Consider the following 17,607-nt stretch of genomic DNA (forward strand, 5'->3'; position numbering starts at 1 on the left):
TGGCCTGGCGCGACGTCGCGCAGGCTGACGGCGTCCTGAGCCTGGTTAATATCCAGCATGGTGCGTGGCGGCAGCTGATCCAGACGGCCGCGCTTCAAGGTCACGCTGTTTGTCTGCAGTACGCTGCCGCGCGCAATGGGCACGGCGGCGACAACATAATTGCCCGTCGCCTGAACGGCAACCTGTAAATAGCGTTTTTCGTTGGCGCAGCGTGCCAGCACGTTCACATTCCCCCAGAGCTTTGTGAACCCTACCACGCTGAAGGACGGCTGGTCGCACGTCGGGTACAGATTCGGTGGCGTGCGCACGGTAACGGTCACGTCATCGCTAAAGCCTGCCAGTTTTTCGGCAAAAAAAGCCGTTAGCCGATCCTGTAACCCTTCAGCCTGCGCCAGAGGGCTTAACAGCAAGAGAGTCGCCACCAGACCACGTTTTAACGTTTGCATCGCAAGTTCCACCGTTTCCAGAGTTGAACGAATTCTACCTGTAGTGGTTTTGCATCAACGGAATAAATAGCGACGCATTTTGCGCTTATTCCGTCGATAGGGGAGACCGGGTGAGATTTAAGCTGTGAACTGAAATTTTGCCATCAGCGGAGGAGACATGCTCGATAAACTCGACGCCGCGTTACGTTTTCAGCAGGAAGCGCTCAACTTACGCGCCCAGCGGCAGGAGATTTTAGCCGCCAATATCGCTAACGCCGATACCCCGGGGTATCAGGCGCGCGATATTGATTTTTCCAGTGAACTCAAAAAGGTGATGGAGCGTGGACGTGCCGAAGGAACGGGTGTTGCACTTGCCATGACATCCTCTCGCCATATTCCTGCTCAGGCGATGACCGCGCCAGCGACCGATTTACTTTATCGCATTCCCGATCAGCCCTCACTCGACGGTAACACCGTGGATATGGACCGGGAGCGTACCCAGTTTGCCGACAACAGCCTGAAATACCAGACGGGTCTGACCGTACTCGGCGGACAAATCAAAGGCATGATGAACGTCCTGCAGGGGGGGAATTGATAGATGGCCTTGCTGAATATTTTTGATATCGCCGGTTCGGCGTTAACCGCACAGTCCAAGCGCCTGAACGTGGCCGCCAGTAACCTCGCGAACGCCGACAGCGTCACCGGACCCGACGGCCAGCCTTATCGTGCCAAACAGGTTGTCTTTCAGGTCGATGCTGCGCCAGGCGCGGCGACGGGCGGCGTGAAGGTCTCGGATGTGGTGGAGAGCCAGGCCCCGGACAGACTGGTGTATGAGCCGGGTAACCCACTGGCGGATGCCAGCGGATACGTGAAGATGCCAAACGTGGATGTGGTGGGTGAGATGGTGAACTCCATGTCGGCTTCCCGTAGCTACCAGGCCAACGTCGAAGTGCTTAATACCGTGAAGAGCATGATGCTCAAAACACTCACTCTCGGCCAGTAAAGGAGACATGCATGTCCATCGCCGTAAATGTGAATGATCCGACGAACTCGGGTGTTAACAACACAAAGAGTACGACGGGTTCTAACTCCCTGACGGGGAGTAACGCCGCCGATCTTCAGGGCAGCTTTCTGACGCTGCTGGTGGCGCAGCTTAAGAACCAGGACCCCACTAACCCGATGCAGAACAACGAACTGACCACGCAGCTTGCGCAGATCAGCACCGTTAGCGGCATTGAGAAACTCAACACCACCCTTGGTTCCGTCTCTGGACAGATTAATAGCGCCCAGTCTCTGCAGGCGGCAAGCCTGATTGGCCACGGGGTGATGATCCCGGGAACCACGATTCTGGCAGGCACCAGCACTACCGAAGGCAACACCACAACGACCACAACGCCGTTTGGCGTTGAGCTGCAGCAGGCGGCGGAGAAAGTTACCGCAACCATTACCGACAGCAACGGCACGGTTGTGCGCACCATTGATATCGGCGAGCTGAAGGCGGGCGTTCACACCTTTACCTGGGACGGCAGCCTGACCGACGGCACGAAAGCGCCAAACGGTGCTTACAAAGTCGCGATCAGCGCCAGCAACGGGACGACCCAGCTGGTGGCGCAGCCGCTGCAGTTCGCGCTGGTCCAGGGCGTGATTAAAGGAAGCGACGGCAACAAACTGGATTTGGGAACCTCTGGTTCCACCACACTCGACGAAGTTCGGCAGATTATCTAAGCCTTAACACTTATCAGGAGTAAGTCATGGCCTTTTCTCAAGCGGTCAGCGGCCTGAATGCTGCGGCCACCAACCTGGACGTCATTGGCAACAACATCGCCAACTCCGCGACCTATGGTTTTAAATCCGGTTCTGCTTCCTTTGCAGACATGTTTGCCGGTTCCAAAGTCGGCCTGGGCGTGAAAGTTGCGGGCATCACGCAGGACTTTAGCGACGGCACCACCACCAACACCGGTCGTGGCCTGGACGTTGCCATCAGCCAGAACGGTTTCTTCCGTATGGTCGACTCCAACGGCTCTGTGTTCTACAGCCGTAACGGCCAGTTCAAGCTGGACGAAAACCGTAACCTGGTGAACATGCAGGGGATGCAGTTAACCGGTTATCCGGTTGCCGGGACGCCATCAACGGTTCAGACCGGGGCGAACCCACAGGTCATTAATATCCCAACCACGTTGATGGCCGCGAAGTCCACCACCACGGCTTCCCAGCAGATTAACCTGAATTCCACCGATACCGCGCCGACCACCGCCTTTGATCCGGCTAACCCGGACACGTACAACAAAAAAGGTACGGTGACCGTCTTTGATAGCCAGGGTAATGCGCACAACATGAACCTGTTTTATGTCAAAGATGCGACCCCGGCTAACTCCTGGAAAGTGTATGCCCAGGACGGTAGCGTCGCAGGCAGCACGGCGGCACTCGCCACCACGCTGACCTTCGATAATAACGGTACGCTGACCGGTGGTGGAAATATCAACATCACTACCGCGACCATCCCAGGTGCGACGCCAGCGACCTTCGCCATGAGTTTTGCTAACTCCATGCAGCAGAACACCGGTGCGAACAATATCGTCGCGACCAGCCAGAATGGTTTTAAACCAGGCGACCTGGTGAGCTACCAAATCAATGACGACGGCACTGTGGTCGGTAACTATTCCAATGAGCAGACCCAGGTTCTGGGCCAGATCGTGCTGGCAAACTTCGCCAACAACGAAGGTCTGAAATCGGAAGGCGACAACGTCTGGTCTGCCACCCAGTCCTCCGGCGTGGCGCTGCTGGGTACTGCCGGAAGCGGTAACTTCGGCACGCTGACCAACGGTGCGCTGGAAGCCTCTAACGTCGATCTGAGTAAAGAGCTGGTGAACATGATCGTCGCGCAGCGTAACTATCAGTCGAACGCGCAGACCATCAAAACCCAGGATCAGATCCTCAACACGCTGGTTAACCTGCGTTAAGCGGCTAACAGGAAAGCGCAATGGATCACGCAATATATACCGCGATGGGCGCGGCAAGTCAGACGCTCAATCAGCAGGCCGTTACCGCCAGCAACCTGGCAAACGCCTCCACGCCGGGCTTTCGCGCGCAGCTTAATGCGCTGCGCGCGGTGCCGGTAGAAGGACTTTCCCTGCCGACCCGTACGCTGGTGACCGCATCAACCCCTGGCGCCGATATGACGCCAGGGCAGATGGATTACACCTCACGCCCGCTGGACGTGGCTCTGCAGCAGGACGGCTGGCTGGCGGTGCAAACGGCGGACGGTAGCGAAGGCTATACCCGTAACGGGAACATCCAGGTGAGCGCGACGGGCCAGCTGACGATTCAGGGGCATCCGGTGATGGGGGAAGCGGGTCCGCTGACCGTACCGGAAGGCTCTGAGCTGACTATCGCTGCGGACGGCACCATTTCGGCGCTCAACCCTGGCGACCCGGCCAATACCGTTGCGCCCGTCGGTCGTCTGAAGCTGGTTAAGGCGGAAGGCAAAGAGGTGCAGCGTGGCGACGACGGCATGTTCCGTCTGACCCAGGCGGCGCAGGCGACGCGGGGTGCCACCTTACAGGCCGATCCGAGCATCCGCGTGATGTCCGGTGTTCTGGAAGGCAGTAACGTCAAGCCGGTCGAAGCCATGACCGACATGATCGCCAGCGCCCGTCGTTTTGAAATGCAGATGAAGATCATCAGCAGCGTCGATGAAAACGCGGGCAAGGCTAACCAACTTCTGGCTATGAGCTAACAGGATTCCTTATGATCAGTTCTTTATGGATCGCGAAAACTGGCCTGGACGCCCAGCAAACCAATATGGACGTGATTGCCAACAACCTGGCAAACGTGAGCACCAATGGTTTCAAGCGTCAACGCGCCGTTTTCGAAGATTTGCTTTATCAAACCATCCGCCAGCCGGGCGCGCAGTCTTCTGAACAGACGACGCTGCCATCGGGCCTGCAGATCGGTACCGGTGTTCGTCCGGTGGCGACCGAGCGTCTGCACAGCCAGGGCAACCTGTCTCAGACCAACAACAGCAAAGACGTGGCGATCAAAGGCCAGGGCTTCTTCCAGGTGCAGCTGCCTGACGGGACTTCTGCCTACACCCGCGACGGCTCGTTCCAGGTCGATCAGAACGGCCAGCTGGTGACGGCGGGCGGTTTCCAGGTTCAGCCTGCGATTACCATCCCGGCGAACGCCCTGAGCATAACCATCGGACGTGACGGTGTGGTCAGCGTAACCCAGCAGGGGCAGGCTGCGCCGGTTCAGGTTGGGCAGCTCAACCTGACCACCTTCATGAACGATACCGGTCTGGAAAGCATTGGTGAGAACCTCTACACCGAGACGCAATCCTCCGGGACGCCAAATGAGAGCACCCCGGGCCTGAACGGCGCGGGCCTGCTGTATCAGGGCTATGTTGAAACCTCCAACGTGAACGTGGCGGAAGAGCTGGTGAATATGATCCAGGTTCAGCGCGCGTATGAAATTAACAGTAAAGCAGTGTCGACGACCGACCAGATGCTGCAGAAACTGACGCAACTCTAAGGTGTAGCCCGGTGCGGTAAACGCCGCGCCGGCTCCCTGTTTTCGAAGATGAAGGCAATGCAAAAAAACGCGGCGTTTCGTTATCCGATTCTGACTGTTCTGGCCGTCACCCTCAGCGGGTGTGCCTGGATCCCGTCTAAACCTTTGGTCCAGGGTGCGACGACTGCGCAACCCGTTCCTGGCCCTGCGCCAGTAGTCAACGGCTCCATTTTCCAGACCGCGCAGCCGATTAATTACGGCTATCAGCCGCTGTTTGAAGATCGCCGCCCGCGTAACGTCGGCGATACATTGACCATTGTGCTGCAGGAAAACGTCAGCGCGAGCAAGAGCTCGTCGGCGAACGCCAGCCGTGATGGCAAAACGAATTTTGGCTTCGATACCGTTCCGCGCTACCTGCAGGGACTGTTCGGCAACGCGCGTGCTGATGTCGATGCCTCTGGCGGCAACACCTTTAACGGTAAAGGTGGCGCGAACGCCAGCAACACCTTCAGCGGCACGCTGACGGTCACGGTTGACCAGGTACTGGTTAACGGCAACTTACACGTTGTGGGTGAAAAACAGATCGCCATCAACCAGGGCACTGAATTCATTCGCTTCTCGGGCGTGGTTAACCCTCGCACCATCAGCGGCACCAACACCGTTCCGTCCACCCAGGTGGCGGATGCGCGCATTGAGTACGTCGGTAACGGCTACATTAATGAAGCGCAAAATATGGGTTGGCTGCAGCGCTTCTTCCTTAACTTATCGCCGATGTAAGCGAGGTGACCCATGTTTAAATCGATCTTCGCCGTGGCGCTCGCGCTGGTGGCTACCTTTGCCCAGGCTGACCGTATTCGCGATCTCACCAGCGTTCAGGGCGTGCGTGAAAACTCGCTGATTGGCTATGGCCTGGTGGTGGGGCTGGACGGTACCGGTGACCAGACGACCCAGACCCCCTTTACCACCCAAAGTCTGAACAACATGCTTTCCCAGCTCGGCATTACCGTGCCGGCGGGAACTAACATGCAGCTGAAAAACGTGGCGGCAGTAATGGTCACCGCGTCCTACCCGGCGTTTGCGCGTCAGGGACAGACCATTGACGTGGTGGTCTCCTCAATGGGTAACGCCAAAAGCCTGCGCGGCGGTACGCTGCTGATGACTCCGCTGAAAGGCGTCGACAGCCAGGTTTATGCGCTGGCGCAGGGGAACATTCTGGTCGGCGGTGCGGGTGCATCCGCAGGCGGAAGCAGCGTGCAGGTAAACCAGCTCAACGGCGGACGGATTACCAACGGGGCGATCATTGAGCGTGAACTGCCGACCCAGTTTGGCGCGGGCAACACCATTAACCTGCAGCTCAATAATGAAGACTTCACGATGGCGCAGCAGATTGCCGATACCATCAACCGCAGCCGTGGCTACGGTAATGCCACGGCACTCGATGCGCGCACCGTGCAGATCCGTACCTCCACCGGCAGCAGCAACCAGGTGCGCATGCTGGCCGATATCCAGAATATGGAAGTGAACGTTCCGGTCCAGGATGCGAAGGTGATCATCAACTCCCGTACCGGCTCGGTGGTGATGAACCGGGAAGTGTCGCTCGACAGCTGTGCCGTGGCGCAGGGGAACCTGTCGGTGACGGTGAACCGCTCCGCTAACGTCAGCCAGCCGGACACGCCGTTTGGCGGTGGTCAGACGGTGGTAACCCCGCAAACGCAGATTGATTTACGTCAGAGCGGTGGGTCTTTACAGAGCGTGCGATCAAGCGCCAACCTGAACAGCGTGGTGCGCGCCCTGAACGCCCTGGGCGCAACGCCGATGGATCTGATGTCCATTCTGCAATCCATGCAAAGCGCGGGCTGCCTGCGCGCCAAACTGGAAATCATCTAATGCTGACCGATAGCAAATTGTTGACCAGTGCAGCCTGGGACGCCCAGTCGCTCAACGAACTGAAAACCAAAGCAGGTAAAGACCCGGCGGCGAATATCCGCCCGGTCGCCCGCCAGGTGGAAGGGATGTTTGTACAGATGATGCTGAAGAGCATGCGCGAAACCCTGCCGAAAGACGGGATGTTCAGCAGCGATTCAACGCGTCTCTACACCAGCATGTATGACCAGCAGATTGCGCAGCAGATGACCGCCGGGAAAGGCCTCGGTCTGGCTGACATGATTGTCAAGCAGACCGAAGCGGCGCAGGGCATTCAGCCTCAGGATCAGCCGCAGCAGGTACCGATGAAGTTCGACCTGGAAACGGTGACCAGCTATCAGAACCAGGCTCTGACGCAAATGGTGCGTAAAGCCATGCCGAAAGCCACGGGCAGCGGCGATGAGCCGCTCTCCGGTGACAGCAAAGACTTCCTGGCGCAGCTTTCTCTGCCGGCACGCCTTGCCAGCGAACAGAGCGGCGTGCCGCATCACCTGATTCTGGCGCAGGCTGCGCTGGAGTCGGGCTGGGGTCAGCGCCAGATCCGCAAGGAAAACGGCGAACCGAGCTTCAACATCTTCGGCGTGAAGGCCACCTCCAGCTGGAAGGGGCCAACCACGGAGATCACAACCACCGAATACGAGAACGGTGCGGCGGTGAAGGTCAAAGCCAAATTCCGCGTCTACAGCTCGTATCTGGAAGCGTTGTCCGATTATGTTGGCCTGCTGAGCCGAAATCCGCGCTATACCGCCGTGACGCAGGCGGCGACGGCGGAGCAGGGCGCTCAGGCGCTGCAAAACGCGGGCTACGCGACCGACCCGAACTATGCGCGTAAGCTCACCAGCATGATCCAGCAGCTGAAATCCATGGGCGAGAAGGTCAGCAAAGCCTATAGCACAGATATTGAAAATCTGTTCTGAAAGTTCTCAAGTCCCGGTGGAGGTTGCCGATAACCTTCATCAGGACTCGTGTCTGAACGTATAAAAGGAACCCCCATGTCCAGTTTGATTAACAGCGCCATGAGTGGCCTCAGTGCTGCGCAGTCGGCACTCAATACCGTCAGTAATAATATTTCAAGCTATAACGTGGCAGGCTATACCCGCCAGACCACGGTGCTGGGCGCATCTAACAGCACGCTGACCGGCGGTGGCTGGGTGGGTAACGGGGTGTATGTCTCCGGTGTCCAGCGTGAGTATGACGCCTTCATCACCAATCAGCTGCGCGCCGCGCAGACGCAGAGCAGCGGCCTGACGACGCGCTACCAGCAGATGTCAAAAATCGACGATGTGCTCTCCGATACCACCAACTCGCTCTCCACCACGCTGCAGGACTTCTTCAAAAGCCTGCAAACGCTGGTGAGCAACGCGGAAGATCCGGCGGCGCGTCAGACGGTGCTGGGTAAAGCGGGCGGTCTGGTCAATCAGTTCAAAACCAACGATCAGTATCTTCGTGACCAGGATACGCAGGTGAATACCGCGATTTCAACCAGCGTGTCGCAGATCAACAACTACGCCAAACAGATTGCCAATCTGAACGATCAGATTTCCCGTCTGACCGGCGTCGGTGCGGGCGCATCGCCTAACGATCTGCTTGACCAGCGCGATCAGCTCGTCAACGAGCTGAACAAAATCGTCGGCGTGGAAGTGTCTGTGCAGGATAGCGGCACGTATAACATCTCTTTCGGCAACGGTTACAGCCTGGTGCAGGGCAGCAAAGCTAACCAGCTGGCTGCCGTGAAGTCGAGTGCCGATCCGGCTCGTACCACCGTGGCCTATGTCGATGACGTGGCCGGGAACGTAGAGATCCCGGAAAAGATGATCACCACCGGTTCTTTGGGCGGTTTACTGACCTTCCGCACGGAAGATCTGGATAAAGCTCGTAACACCCTGAACCAGATGGCGCTGGCCTTTGCCGATTCGATGAACACGCAGCATGAGGCTGGCTTTGACGCTAACGGTGATGCGGGCGGTAAGCTGTTCAACTTTGGTTCTCCGGCGGTGCTGTCCAACAGCAAGAACGGCGGATCGGCGGTTGTTACGGCCTCTGTGACGGACAGCAAGCAGGTCCAGGCGACAGACTATAAGCTGCAGTTCAACGGCACTGACTGGACGATCACCCGTACATCAGACAAAACCAGCTTTACGATGAGCCCGGATGCCAGCGGCAACCTGTCGTTTGATGGTCTTAACGTCAACGTGAGCGGCACGGCAAATACCAAAGACAGCTTTACCGTGAAGCCGGTTTCCGACGTCATCATGAACATGGATCTGGCGATCAGCGACGAGTCCAAACTGGCGATGGCGTCCGTGCAGAACGGCGGCGAAAGTGATAACCGTAATGGCCAGAAACTGCTTGATCTTCAAAACGCGAAAGTTGTGGGTGGGAATAAAACCTTTAACGATGCGTATGCCTCTCTCGTCAGTACAGTCGGTAGCTCAACGGCGTCACTGAAGGTGAGCAGCCAGACGAAAGCGAATGTGGAAACGCAGTTAATCAAGCAGCAGCAGACCATCTCTGGGGTAAACCTCGACGAAGAGTATGGCAATTTGCAGCGTTATCAGCAGTATTACCTGGCGAACGCCCAGGTTCTCCAGACTGCCAGTACGCTCTTCGATGCAATTATCAACATTCGTTAAGGTTGAGGTGAATAATGCGTATTAGCACCCAGATGATGTATGAGCAGAACATGCGCGGGATCACCGATTCCCAGAGCAGATGGTTGAGCTACGGTGAGCAGATGTCCACCGGTAAGCGCGTTAACCGTCCTTCGGACGATCCTATCGCCGCGTCGCAGGCCATCGTTCTGTCACAATCGCAGTCGCAAAACAGCCAGTTCGCGCTTGCACGTACCTTCGCCACGCAAAAAGTCTCGCTGGAAGATAACGTGTTAACGCAGGTGAACACCGCGCTCTCAAGCGTGCGCGAGAAGCTCGTTTATGCGTCGAACGGCACATTAAGCGATGACGACCGCCTTTCTCTGGCGACCGATATTCAGGGGATCCGCGATCAGCTTATGAACCTGGCCAACACGACGGATGGTAATGGTCGCTTTATCTTTGCGGGATACAAAACCGAGAGTGCACCGTTTGATGCGGCGACCGGGGATTATAACGGCGGCGCAGAAGCCATCACGCAGCAGGTTGATACGGCGCGAAATATGACCATTAGCCATACCGGGCAGCAGATTTTTGAAAGCATTACCAGTAATGCGGAAGAGCTGCCGGGCGGTGGATATGGCCAGACGAACATGTTCAAAATCCTGGATTCTGCCATCGCGTCGCTGAAGACGCCGATTGAGAACGATCCGGCTGCTGCAACGGCGCAAAGCCAGGTGATTGCCAATGCGCAAATCGGCATCAAAAACTCCCAGAACAATATCCTGACGGTCGTCGCGGATGTGGGCACCAAGATGAACGAGCTGGAAAAACTCGATACGCTGGGCGATGACCGCGCGCTGGGCCAGACCAAGCAGATGAGCGACCTGGTGGATGTCGACTGGAACGAAGCGATTTCCTCTTACACCATGCAGCAGGCGGCCTTGCAGGCGTCTTATAAAGCGTTTAGCGATATGCAGGGCATGTCTCTGTTCCAGCTGAACAAATAACATCTTGACCTCTTAGAACATGTCTTGAAACTGGGCATGTTTTGCTGCCCAATCCGTCTGGATTGGGCATTTTTTTATGCGACTTCTGCCGTTACTGAGGCGACACGCGCGCTTTCTATCAGACGGATGACCAGCGCAATGACGCCACAGACGGTGGCCAGTGCGACCACACCCGTCCAGCCAGCCAGCGAGTAGATATTGCTGCCTAACGCGGACCCCAGCGCCATCCCGATAAAGACGACCGTAAAGAGCAGGGCGTTGAGACGACCACGCGCCTGCGGTTCAAGGCTGTACACCAGGTTCTGATGGGCGACCAGGCTGGACTGCAGGCCCAGGTCGAACCCGACGGCAGAGATGGCGATCAGCATCAGCTGCCCATGAACGCCCAGCGCGGGCATCAGGAACATCAAGGCGAAAGAGACGGTCACAAGAACGGCACCAAGCTGCGTGACTTTTCCTGCCCCCAGTTTGTCCGCCAGCCCCCCCGCCAGTGGGGCAGCTAACGCACCCGCGGCACCGGCAATACCAAAACCACCTGCGACGGCACTACCCAGGTGATAGCGTTCCAGCAGCATGACCGCAAGCGTTGACCAGAAGGCGCTAAAGGCAATCGACAGGAAACCCTGAGCCAGCGCCGCGCGGCGCAGCGCCGGGTAGCGACGCCACAGGTGTTCCATCGAGCGCATCAGCGCGGGGTAGCTCAGCGTGGAGTGAATGGCAAAACGGGGAAGTACAAACCACATCATTACCCCGATGAACGCAATGCTCGCCGCTGCCAGCTGGTACATGACGCGCCAGCCAAACGCTTCGCCCACCACGCCGCTCACGGTTCTTGATAATAAGATACCCATCAGCAGCCCGGTCATTACCGTGCCCACGGTTTTCCCCTGTTTACCTTCCGGCGCAAGGATGGCCGCGGCAGGGACGATATCCTGTGCCATGGTGGCGGCCATGCCGATAAGCAGGCTTGCCAGCAGCAGGGAATGGATCTGCCCGGTCAGGCTACAGCCGAGAAGAAACAGCGCCAGCGCCGCGCTTTTGATCAAAATTAACGTCCTGCGGTCGTGGCGATCGCCCAGAGGAAGCAGGAACAGGATGCCAAGCGCGTAGCCTGCCTGCGTTAATGTTGGCACCAGGCCCATACCTTCAATACTCAAATGCAGGTCGGCACCCATCAGCGGCAGCAGAGGCTGGGCATAATAGATTGATGCCACGCTGAAACCTGCACCGATCGCCAGCATTAAAATCACCCAGCGGCTCACGGCATGGGCGGCGGTTGTTGTGTTCATAAGAAGTTCCTCATTCATCGTGTGAGGCTATTTTTTATCAGCACGCCTTGCGACGGTAGCGGGCCCGGTGGTAAAACGCTTATACGTTGAACGTATAAGTGAAAATGCGATGAAAAGAGCTGAGCGTATAGACAGGGTTGAGCTAATGCGGACGTTTGTCCGCATTGTTGAGGCGGGTTCGCTCTCTGCGGCGGCGCGGCAGCTGGCAACAACCCAGGCCACGGTAAGCCGACGGCTGCAGTCGCTTGAAACCATGCTGGGCGTGCGCCTGTTGTTGCGCACCACCCACACGACGCGGCTAACGGATGACGGCGAGCGCTGCTATCAGCACGCCCGTCGGGTGATTGACAGCTGGCTGGCGCTGGAGGATGAGGTGGGGCAGACGGAAGATGAGCCTGTAGGCGTGCTGCGGGTGCGGGCGCCGCACGCGTTTGGTCAGGATCAGCTTCTGAAACCCGTAACCGAATTTTTGCAACGCTATCCGCAGCTTTCGATTGAGTGGATGCTCAACGATCGGTCGGCGGATTTCCTCGGCGACAACCTTGACTGTGCTATTCGGGTGGGCGTGGAGGTCGATCCGGCAACCGTATCCGTACTGCTGGCGGAGGTGCCGCGCTCGGTGGTGGCTTCTCCGGCTCTGCTGGCCCGCTTCCCGGCGGTGAATACGCCGGAGGATTTGCAGCAGTTTCCCTGGATAGCCATCAGCTCTTTCTACCAGCGCCACGTGGAGCTTTTTCACGATGCCTCATCCGCCACCGCGCGGATTGCTATTACGCCACGGCTCAGCACCGACAGCCTGTATGTCGCACGCAATACGGCACTTACCGGCCTTGGCGTGGCCGTGGTATCCAGCTGGACGGTACAGGACGATATTCGGGAAGGGCGGCTGGTGCATTTGCTGCCCGAGTGGCAGCCCGCGGCGCTACCGGTACATCTGGTCTATCCCTGGTCCCGTTATTATCCGGCACGCTTGCGGCGATTTCTGGAGTTGATGCGGCAGGTCATGCCGGAGGTGACCGGGATGAGAAAGCCTGTTCAGCAGCCATAAAAAAGCCGACCCAAGGGTCGGCTTTTTACTTCAGTGTCGTTTGTCGTTATTCGACAGACTGTGGACGCGTTGCCGGTGCAGTCGCCTGATGCGTTGCACTGTGACCACCGGCTGCGCCTTTACCTTCGAAGCTGAAGGCCGGGCGAACCCAGTCGCTGTGACGCGGCGCTTCAGGCACGTAATCCGGCGCCGGGGCGCGGGTCATTGGTGCTGTCGCTACGTGGGCAGCGGCTGGCGCAGAAACAACCGGCTCAGGCTTCACTTCTGGCGCTTTCGGCTCTTCAACAACCGGTTCAACCTGAATCTCAACATCCTGAACGACCTCTTCAGCGGTGGTTTCGACGAGGGTTTCAGCGGCTTCTTCTACCGCGGCTACAGGTTCAGCCTCTTCAGCGATTTCCTCAGCCACCACGACATCTTCTTCAGCAATAAGCTGCGGTGCGGCATCAACCGGCGCGGCAATCACTTCCGGATGCGTGGTTTCGACGTCCGCGGCCTGAGGTGCTTCAGTTTCAACAACCTGAGGTTCAACTACGGTTGCCGTTTCAGTCACGACCTCTTCTACCGCTGCTACAGGTGCAATGACCTCTTCCGTTACCGGCTGTTCTTCAACAACCTGCTCCGGGCGAGCAATAGGGTAGCGGATCCAGACTTTGCCGGAAGCCATTTCTGGTGAAGCACAGGCAACGGTCAGCGGCATTGGAGACTGAGTCGGGTACCGCTCGTCACGATAGCGACGACGGCGCTGACCGCTGACGCGCAGATGACGTGGGGAACGACGTGAACGGCGCGGCATACCGGCGTTATCACGGTTTTCACCGTTTTCATCCTGCTCAATGTTGTTATCAACGACCGCTGGCAGGTCAACTTTTGCCAGCTGCGTACCGGTTGCGCTCTCGCGAGTTTCAACCGCAACGTTTGCTGTCTCTTCGGTTGCTTCAGAGGCGAAGCGGACTTTCTGAGCAAGCTGGCGCTGCTTACGGCGCGGCATGACCTGAGTACGTTCTTCCTGCTCGCCGTCCTGCTGTTCAACAGGCTCTTCGCGGTTCAGGTTTTTGACTTCCTGCTGTGCCTGACGTTTCTCGTCGTTACGGCGACGGTTGCGTTCACGGCGCGGCTGCTGGTCGTCACGCTGTTTGCTCTTCTCAGACTCATCGCCCGCCTGCTGGCGAATTTCACGATCTTCAACATTCTGCTGCTGTTTCTCGCGACGGTTGCGACGGTTGTCTTCGCGTTGCTCACGGCCTTCGTTATTGTCAGAGCGGTTGTCACGGTTGTCACGACGCTCGTTGCGCTCATTACGATCGCTACGGTCATTACGGTCGCGGCGGTTGTTCTGACGCTTACGGCGGTCCTGCTGACGTTCAGGCTTGGCCGCTTTTGGCTCTTCTTTCGGCTGCTCTGGCTGAACTTCCTCACCGGCAAACATCTTCTTCAGCGCGCCGAAGAAGCGGCTCAGCAGACCCGGCTGCGCAGGCTGGGCTTTCGCGGCCGTCGCTTCTGGTTTCTGCGCCGCAGGTTTGGCCGCTGGTTTTTCCAGGGCGGCTTCCGGTGGGGCTTCTGGCATGATGAAGGTCGCTAACGCAGGCTGCTCTGGCAGCTTACGCTCTGCTGGCTCGTCATCAGATGGCAGGGCCATCTCTTCTTCGTGCAGCTTCGGCAGCAGGTAGCTGAGCGTTGACGTCTCTTCGCCTTTACGGACACGCAGCACGTGGTAGTGCGGGGTTTCCATCTGATCGTTTGGCACGATGATGCAGCGAACACCACCCTGACGTGCTTCAATGGCACTGACCGCAGCACGTTTTTCGTTCAACAGGTAGGACGCAATTGGCACAGGCACAATCGCGTGAACCTCTTTGGTATTCTCTTTCAGCGCTTCTTCTTCAATCAGACGCAGGATAGAGAGGGACAGCGATTCGTTATCACGCACGGTGCCGGTGCCGGAGCAGCGTGGGCAGACGTGATGGCTGGACTCACCCAGCGATGGGCTCAGACGCTGACGGGACATCTCCAGCAGGCCAAAGCGTGAGATATGGCTAATCTGAATACGCGCACGATCCTGACGCACCGCTTCGCGCAGACGGTTTTCTACCGCACGCTGGTGACGTACAGGGGTCATGTCGATGAAGTCGATAACAATCAGACCACCCAGGTCGCGCAGGCGGAGCTGGCGGGCGATTTCATCAGCGGCTTCAAGGTTAGTGTTGAAGGCGGTCTCTTCGATGTCGCCACCGCGGGTTGCACGCGCGGAGTTGATGTCGATAGCGGTCAGCGCTTCAGTGGTATCGATAACGATAGAACCGCCGGATGGCAGACGCACTTCACGCTGGAAGGCGGACTCAATCTGGGATTCGATCTGATAGTGGCTGAACAGCGGGATTTCACCGGTGTAGAGCTTAATTTTGCTGGTGAAATCCGGACGGCCCAGCGCGGCGATGTGCTGGCGCGCCAGCTCAAGCACTTTCGGGTTATCGATCAGAATCTCACCGATGTCCTGACGCAGGTAGTCACGGAAGGCACGCACGATCACGTTGCTTTCCTGGTGGATCAGGAACGGAGCAGGGCGGCTTTCCGCTGCTTTCTGGATGGCTTCCCAGTGCTTCAGACGGAAGCTGAGGTCCCACTGCAGCGCTTCGGCGGATTTCCCGACGCCTGCGGTACGCACGATAAGCCCCATGCCGTCAGGCAGTTCAAGGCTTGCCAGCGCTTCTTTCAGCTCGGTACGGTCATCACCTTCGATACGGCGAGAGATACCACCCGCACGCGGGTTGTTTGGCATCAGCACCAGATAGCTCCCCGCCAGGCTGATAAAGGTTGTCAGTGCGGCACCTTTGTTGCCACGCTCTTCTTTATCAATCTGAACGATAACTTCCTGACCTTCACGCAGAACATCTTTGATGTTTGGGCGGCCATGGGCGTTGTAGTTTGCAGGGAAATATTCGCGGGCGATTTCTTTCAGAGGGAGGAAACCATGACGCTCAGCACCGTAATCGACAAATGCAGCTTCAAGGCTTGGTTCAATGCGGGTGATTTTGCCTTTGTAAATGTTCGCTTTTTTCTGTTCGTGTCCGGGACTTTCGATATCCAGATCGTACAGGCGCTGCCCATCCACAAGGGCGACACGCAACTCTTCTTGCTGAGTTGCGTTGATTAACATTCTTTTCATCGTAACTTACTCGTTATTCTTACATTGACGACAAAGCTGCGGGCAAGGTGACGCTTTCCGGGGTATGAACCGATGGCCTCGTGTCTGTTCACGTCGCCAACCTCACGGTTGTCGCTCGCTTAAGAGGCGCAGAGTGTCGGTTGCCTGTGTTTCATACGGAAACACAGCGCAATTATCAGGGGAATTGCCTGGGTAGAACTCTCCAGAGAACAATCCTTATACCGGGAAGTACTGCAACCCGCAGCCCGCTAACTGCCTGAAAGATCAATACGTCTTACGCCATTGCTGCGTGGATGATCGGTCAGACAAAATTGGTCATTCCGTCGACATCCTTACAAAACCCGGATTTAACGCGGAAAACGACCTCATTATTCCACTGCTCGCCGGGTTATAGCAAGATGACTTTTACCAATTATCACCCGGTTACTCACAGTTTCTTCACCTCAAGGTGGTGATTGGTTTAATAACCACCAAATCGATTGCGTGAAACGGGGCGCAGGCCGGATAAAAGTAAATATAAGCATAGAAAAATGAGTGGCGCTAATGGCTGACGATATTTAGAATCGCCAACCATGAAAACAGAGACTCCAGCCGTAAAAATGGTTGCCATCGCCGAAGATGAAGCGGGGCAACGTATCGATAACTTTTTGCGCACCCAGTTGAAAGGGGTGCCAAAGAGCATGATTTACCGCATCCTGCGTAAGGGCGAAGTGCGGGTGAACAAAAAACGCGTGAAGCCCGAGTACAAACTCGAGGCGGGCGATGAAGTGCGTATTCCGCCGGTGCGCGTGGCAGAGCGTGAAGAAGAGACCGTTTCACCGAAGCTACAGAAAGTGGCGGCCCTGAGCGATGTCATCCTTTATGAAGATGACCACATTCTGGTGCTGAATAAACCGTCAGGAACGGCAGTCCATGGCGGTAGCGGCCTGAGCTTCGGTGTGATTGAAGGGCTCCGCGCCCTGCGCCCGGAAGCGCGTTTCCTTGAACTGGTTCACCGTCTTGACCGTGACACCTCTGGCGTGCTGCTGGTAGCGAAAAAACGTTCTGCGCTGCGTTCCCTGCATGAACAGCTGCGTGAAAAAGGGATGCAGAAAGACTACCTGGCGCTGGTGCGCGGCCAGTGGCAGTCCCATGTAAAAGTGGTGCAGGCGCCGCTGCTAAAGAACATTCTGCAAAGCGGCGAGCGTATTGTCCGCGTCAGCCAGGAAGGGAAACCGTCTGAGACGCGCTTTAAGGTTGAAGAGCGCTATGAGTTTGCCACGCTGGTGCGCTGCAGTCCGGTGACCGGCCGTACCCACCAGATCCGCGTACATACGCAGTTTGCAGGGCACCCCATCGCGTTTGATGATCGCTATGGCGACCGCGAGTTTGATAAGCAGCTGGCGGGGACGGGACTGTCGCGTCTGTTCCTGCATGCGGCAGCGCTGAAATTTACCCACCCAAATACCGGTGAAGTCATCCGTATTGAAGCGCCGCTGGATGAGCAGTTGAAACGCTGCCTGAAGGTTCTGCGCGGCTGATTTTGCCCGGCGGCGCTGCGCTTGCACGGGCCTACGGTTTTGTAGGCCGGGTAAGCGCAGTGTATGACCGGATACATAGGTGACAGATCAGACCGGGAACATAGGTAACACTTTTAGTCTATCCGC

General features: G+C 57.3%; 16 protein-coding genes. 13 read left to right on the plus strand and 3 right to left on the minus strand.

Features of this window, described 5'->3' with window-relative positions:
* Positions 1–446 (minus strand): SAF domain-containing protein (locus AA74_RS0118700; protein WP_025913002.1); only part of this gene is annotated, 446 nt, incomplete at its 3' end.
* 157 nt (positions 447–603) lie between these two features.
* Here AA74_RS0118700 and flgB point away from each other — a divergent pair.
* From flgB to flgL, 11 genes are all read left to right on the plus strand, one after another.
* Positions 604–1,020: a flagellar basal body rod protein FlgB gene (gene flgB, locus AA74_RS0118705; RefSeq protein ID WP_008500815.1), complete on the plus strand. Its 417-nt coding sequence runs from the start codon at positions 604–606 to the stop codon at positions 1,018–1,020.
* A 3-nt stretch (positions 1,021–1,023) separates the two neighbouring features.
* Positions 1,024–1,428 (plus strand): flagellar basal body rod protein FlgC, encoded by a 405-nt coding sequence (gene flgC / locus AA74_RS0118710; RefSeq protein WP_008500814.1) that lies wholly within the window; start codon positions 1,024–1,026, stop codon positions 1,426–1,428.
* A gap of 11 nt (positions 1,429–1,439) precedes the next feature.
* Positions 1,440–2,150 carry a flagellar hook assembly protein FlgD gene (flgD, locus tag AA74_RS0118715; RefSeq protein ID WP_021240768.1) on the plus strand — a complete coding sequence of 237 codons (711 nt, stop codon included), beginning with the start codon at positions 1,440–1,442 and terminating at the stop codon, positions 2,148–2,150.
* A 26-nt stretch (positions 2,151–2,176) separates the two neighbouring features.
* Positions 2,177–3,385, plus strand: a complete 1,209-nt coding sequence (flgE, locus tag AA74_RS0118720; RefSeq protein WP_008500812.1) for a flagellar hook protein FlgE — start codon at positions 2,177–2,179, stop codon at positions 3,383–3,385.
* 20 nt (positions 3,386–3,405) lie between these two features.
* Positions 3,406–4,161, plus strand: a complete 756-nt coding sequence (locus AA74_RS0118725; protein WP_008500811.1) for a flagellar basal body rod protein FlgF — start codon at positions 3,406–3,408, stop codon at positions 4,159–4,161.
* 11 nt (positions 4,162–4,172) lie between these two features.
* Positions 4,173–4,955 (plus strand): flagellar basal-body rod protein FlgG, encoded by a 783-nt coding sequence (gene flgG, locus AA74_RS0118730; protein ID WP_008500810.1) that lies wholly within the window; start codon positions 4,173–4,175, stop codon positions 4,953–4,955.
* A 57-nt stretch (positions 4,956–5,012) separates the two neighbouring features.
* Entirely contained in the window at positions 5,013–5,711 is a 699-nt protein-coding gene (gene flgH / locus AA74_RS0118735; RefSeq protein ID WP_008500809.1) for a flagellar basal body L-ring protein FlgH, read from the plus strand.
* A 12-nt stretch (positions 5,712–5,723) separates the two neighbouring features.
* Positions 5,724–6,821: a flagellar basal body P-ring protein FlgI gene (locus AA74_RS0118740; RefSeq protein WP_008500808.1), complete on the plus strand. Its 1,098-nt coding sequence runs from the start codon at positions 5,724–5,726 to the stop codon at positions 6,819–6,821.
* Complete coding sequence (gene flgJ / locus AA74_RS0118745) at positions 6,821–7,774, plus strand: flagellar assembly peptidoglycan hydrolase FlgJ (protein WP_021240767.1); 954 nt, start codon at positions 6,821–6,823, stop codon at positions 7,772–7,774. Before AA74_RS0118740 ends, flgJ begins: the two co-directional genes overlap by 1 nt.
* Positions 7,775–7,849: 75 nt before the next feature.
* Positions 7,850–9,490 carry a flagellar hook-associated protein FlgK gene (gene flgK, locus AA74_RS0118750; RefSeq protein ID WP_008500806.1) on the plus strand — a complete coding sequence of 547 codons (1,641 nt, stop codon included), beginning with the start codon at positions 7,850–7,852 and terminating at the stop codon, positions 9,488–9,490.
* Positions 9,491–9,504: 14 nt separating this feature from the next.
* On the plus strand, positions 9,505–10,458 hold the full coding sequence (gene flgL / locus AA74_RS0118755; RefSeq protein ID WP_008500805.1) for a flagellar hook-associated protein FlgL: 954 nt from the start codon (positions 9,505–9,507) through the stop codon (positions 10,456–10,458).
* Positions 10,459–10,532: 74 nt separating this feature from the next.
* Here the strand turns inward: flgL and AA74_RS0118760 are convergent, their stop codons facing one another.
* On the minus strand, positions 10,533–11,747 hold the full coding sequence (locus AA74_RS0118760) for an MFS transporter (RefSeq protein ID WP_025913003.1): 1,215 nt from the start codon (positions 11,745–11,747) through the stop codon (positions 10,533–10,535).
* 145 nt (positions 11,748–11,892) lie between these two features.
* On the opposite strand from AA74_RS0118760, the gene AA74_RS0118765 reads away from it, so the two are divergent.
* Positions 11,893–12,795, plus strand: coding sequence for a LysR family transcriptional regulator (locus AA74_RS0118765; protein ID WP_008500803.1), 903 nt, complete (start codon positions 11,893–11,895; stop codon positions 12,793–12,795).
* A 46-nt stretch (positions 12,796–12,841) separates the two neighbouring features.
* On the opposite strand, the gene rne is transcribed toward AA74_RS0118765, so the two are convergent.
* On the minus strand, positions 12,842–15,961 hold the full coding sequence (gene rne, locus AA74_RS0118770) for a ribonuclease E (RefSeq protein ID WP_025913005.1): 3,120 nt from the start codon (positions 15,959–15,961) through the stop codon (positions 12,842–12,844).
* A gap of 572 nt (positions 15,962–16,533) precedes the next feature.
* On the opposite strand from rne, the gene rluC reads away from it, so the two are divergent.
* On the plus strand, positions 16,534–17,481 hold the full coding sequence (gene rluC / locus AA74_RS0118775; protein WP_021240761.1) for a 23S rRNA pseudouridine(955/2504/2580) synthase RluC: 948 nt from the start codon (positions 16,534–16,536) through the stop codon (positions 17,479–17,481).
* The last annotated feature ends 126 nt before the right edge of the window (positions 17,482–17,607 follow it).

The sequence above is a fragment of the Enterobacter sp. 5-4 genome (assembly GCF_000612205.1).
In the GTDB taxonomy this organism is placed as follows: Bacteria; Pseudomonadota; Gammaproteobacteria; order Enterobacterales; family Enterobacteriaceae; genus Enterobacter; species Enterobacter roggenkampii.

Bases quoted from the DNA above. Each gene is read 5' to 3' on its own strand.
- AA74_RS0118765 (WP_008500803.1), top strand. From the start codon at position 11,893: ATGCGGACGTTTGTCCGCATTGTTGAGGCGGGTTCGCTCTCTGCGGCG.
- AA74_RS0118740 (WP_008500808.1), top strand. From the start codon at position 5,724: ATGTTTAAATCGATCTTCGCCGTGGCGCTCGCGCTGGTGGCTACCTTT.
- flgB (WP_008500815.1), top strand. From the start codon at position 604: ATGCTCGATAAACTCGACGCCGCGTTACGTTTTCAGCAGGAAGCGCTC.
- flgK (WP_008500806.1), top strand. From the start codon at position 7,850: ATGTCCAGTTTGATTAACAGCGCCATGAGTGGCCTCAGTGCTGCGCAG.
- flgJ (WP_021240767.1), top strand. From the start codon at position 6,821: ATGCTGACCGATAGCAAATTGTTGACCAGTGCAGCCTGGGACGCCCAG.
- flgC (WP_008500814.1), top strand. From the start codon at position 1,024: ATGGCCTTGCTGAATATTTTTGATATCGCCGGTTCGGCGTTAACCGCA.
- AA74_RS0118725 (WP_008500811.1), top strand. From the start codon at position 3,406: ATGGATCACGCAATATATACCGCGATGGGCGCGGCAAGTCAGACGCTC.
- flgG (WP_008500810.1), top strand. From the start codon at position 4,173: ATGATCAGTTCTTTATGGATCGCGAAAACTGGCCTGGACGCCCAGCAA.
- rluC (WP_021240761.1), top strand. From the start codon at position 16,534: ATGAAAACAGAGACTCCAGCCGTAAAAATGGTTGCCATCGCCGAAGAT.
- flgL (WP_008500805.1), top strand. From the start codon at position 9,505: ATGCGTATTAGCACCCAGATGATGTATGAGCAGAACATGCGCGGGATC.
- flgD (WP_021240768.1), top strand. From the start codon at position 1,440: ATGTCCATCGCCGTAAATGTGAATGATCCGACGAACTCGGGTGTTAAC.
- AA74_RS0118760 (WP_025913003.1), bottom strand. From the start codon at position 11,747: ATGAACACAACAACCGCCGCCCATGCCGTGAGCCGCTGGGTGATTTTA.
- flgE (WP_008500812.1), top strand. From the start codon at position 2,177: ATGGCCTTTTCTCAAGCGGTCAGCGGCCTGAATGCTGCGGCCACCAAC.
- flgH (WP_008500809.1), top strand. From the start codon at position 5,013: ATGCAAAAAAACGCGGCGTTTCGTTATCCGATTCTGACTGTTCTGGCC.
- rne (WP_025913005.1), bottom strand. From the start codon at position 15,961: ATGAAAAGAATGTTAATCAACGCAACTCAGCAAGAAGAGTTGCGTGTC.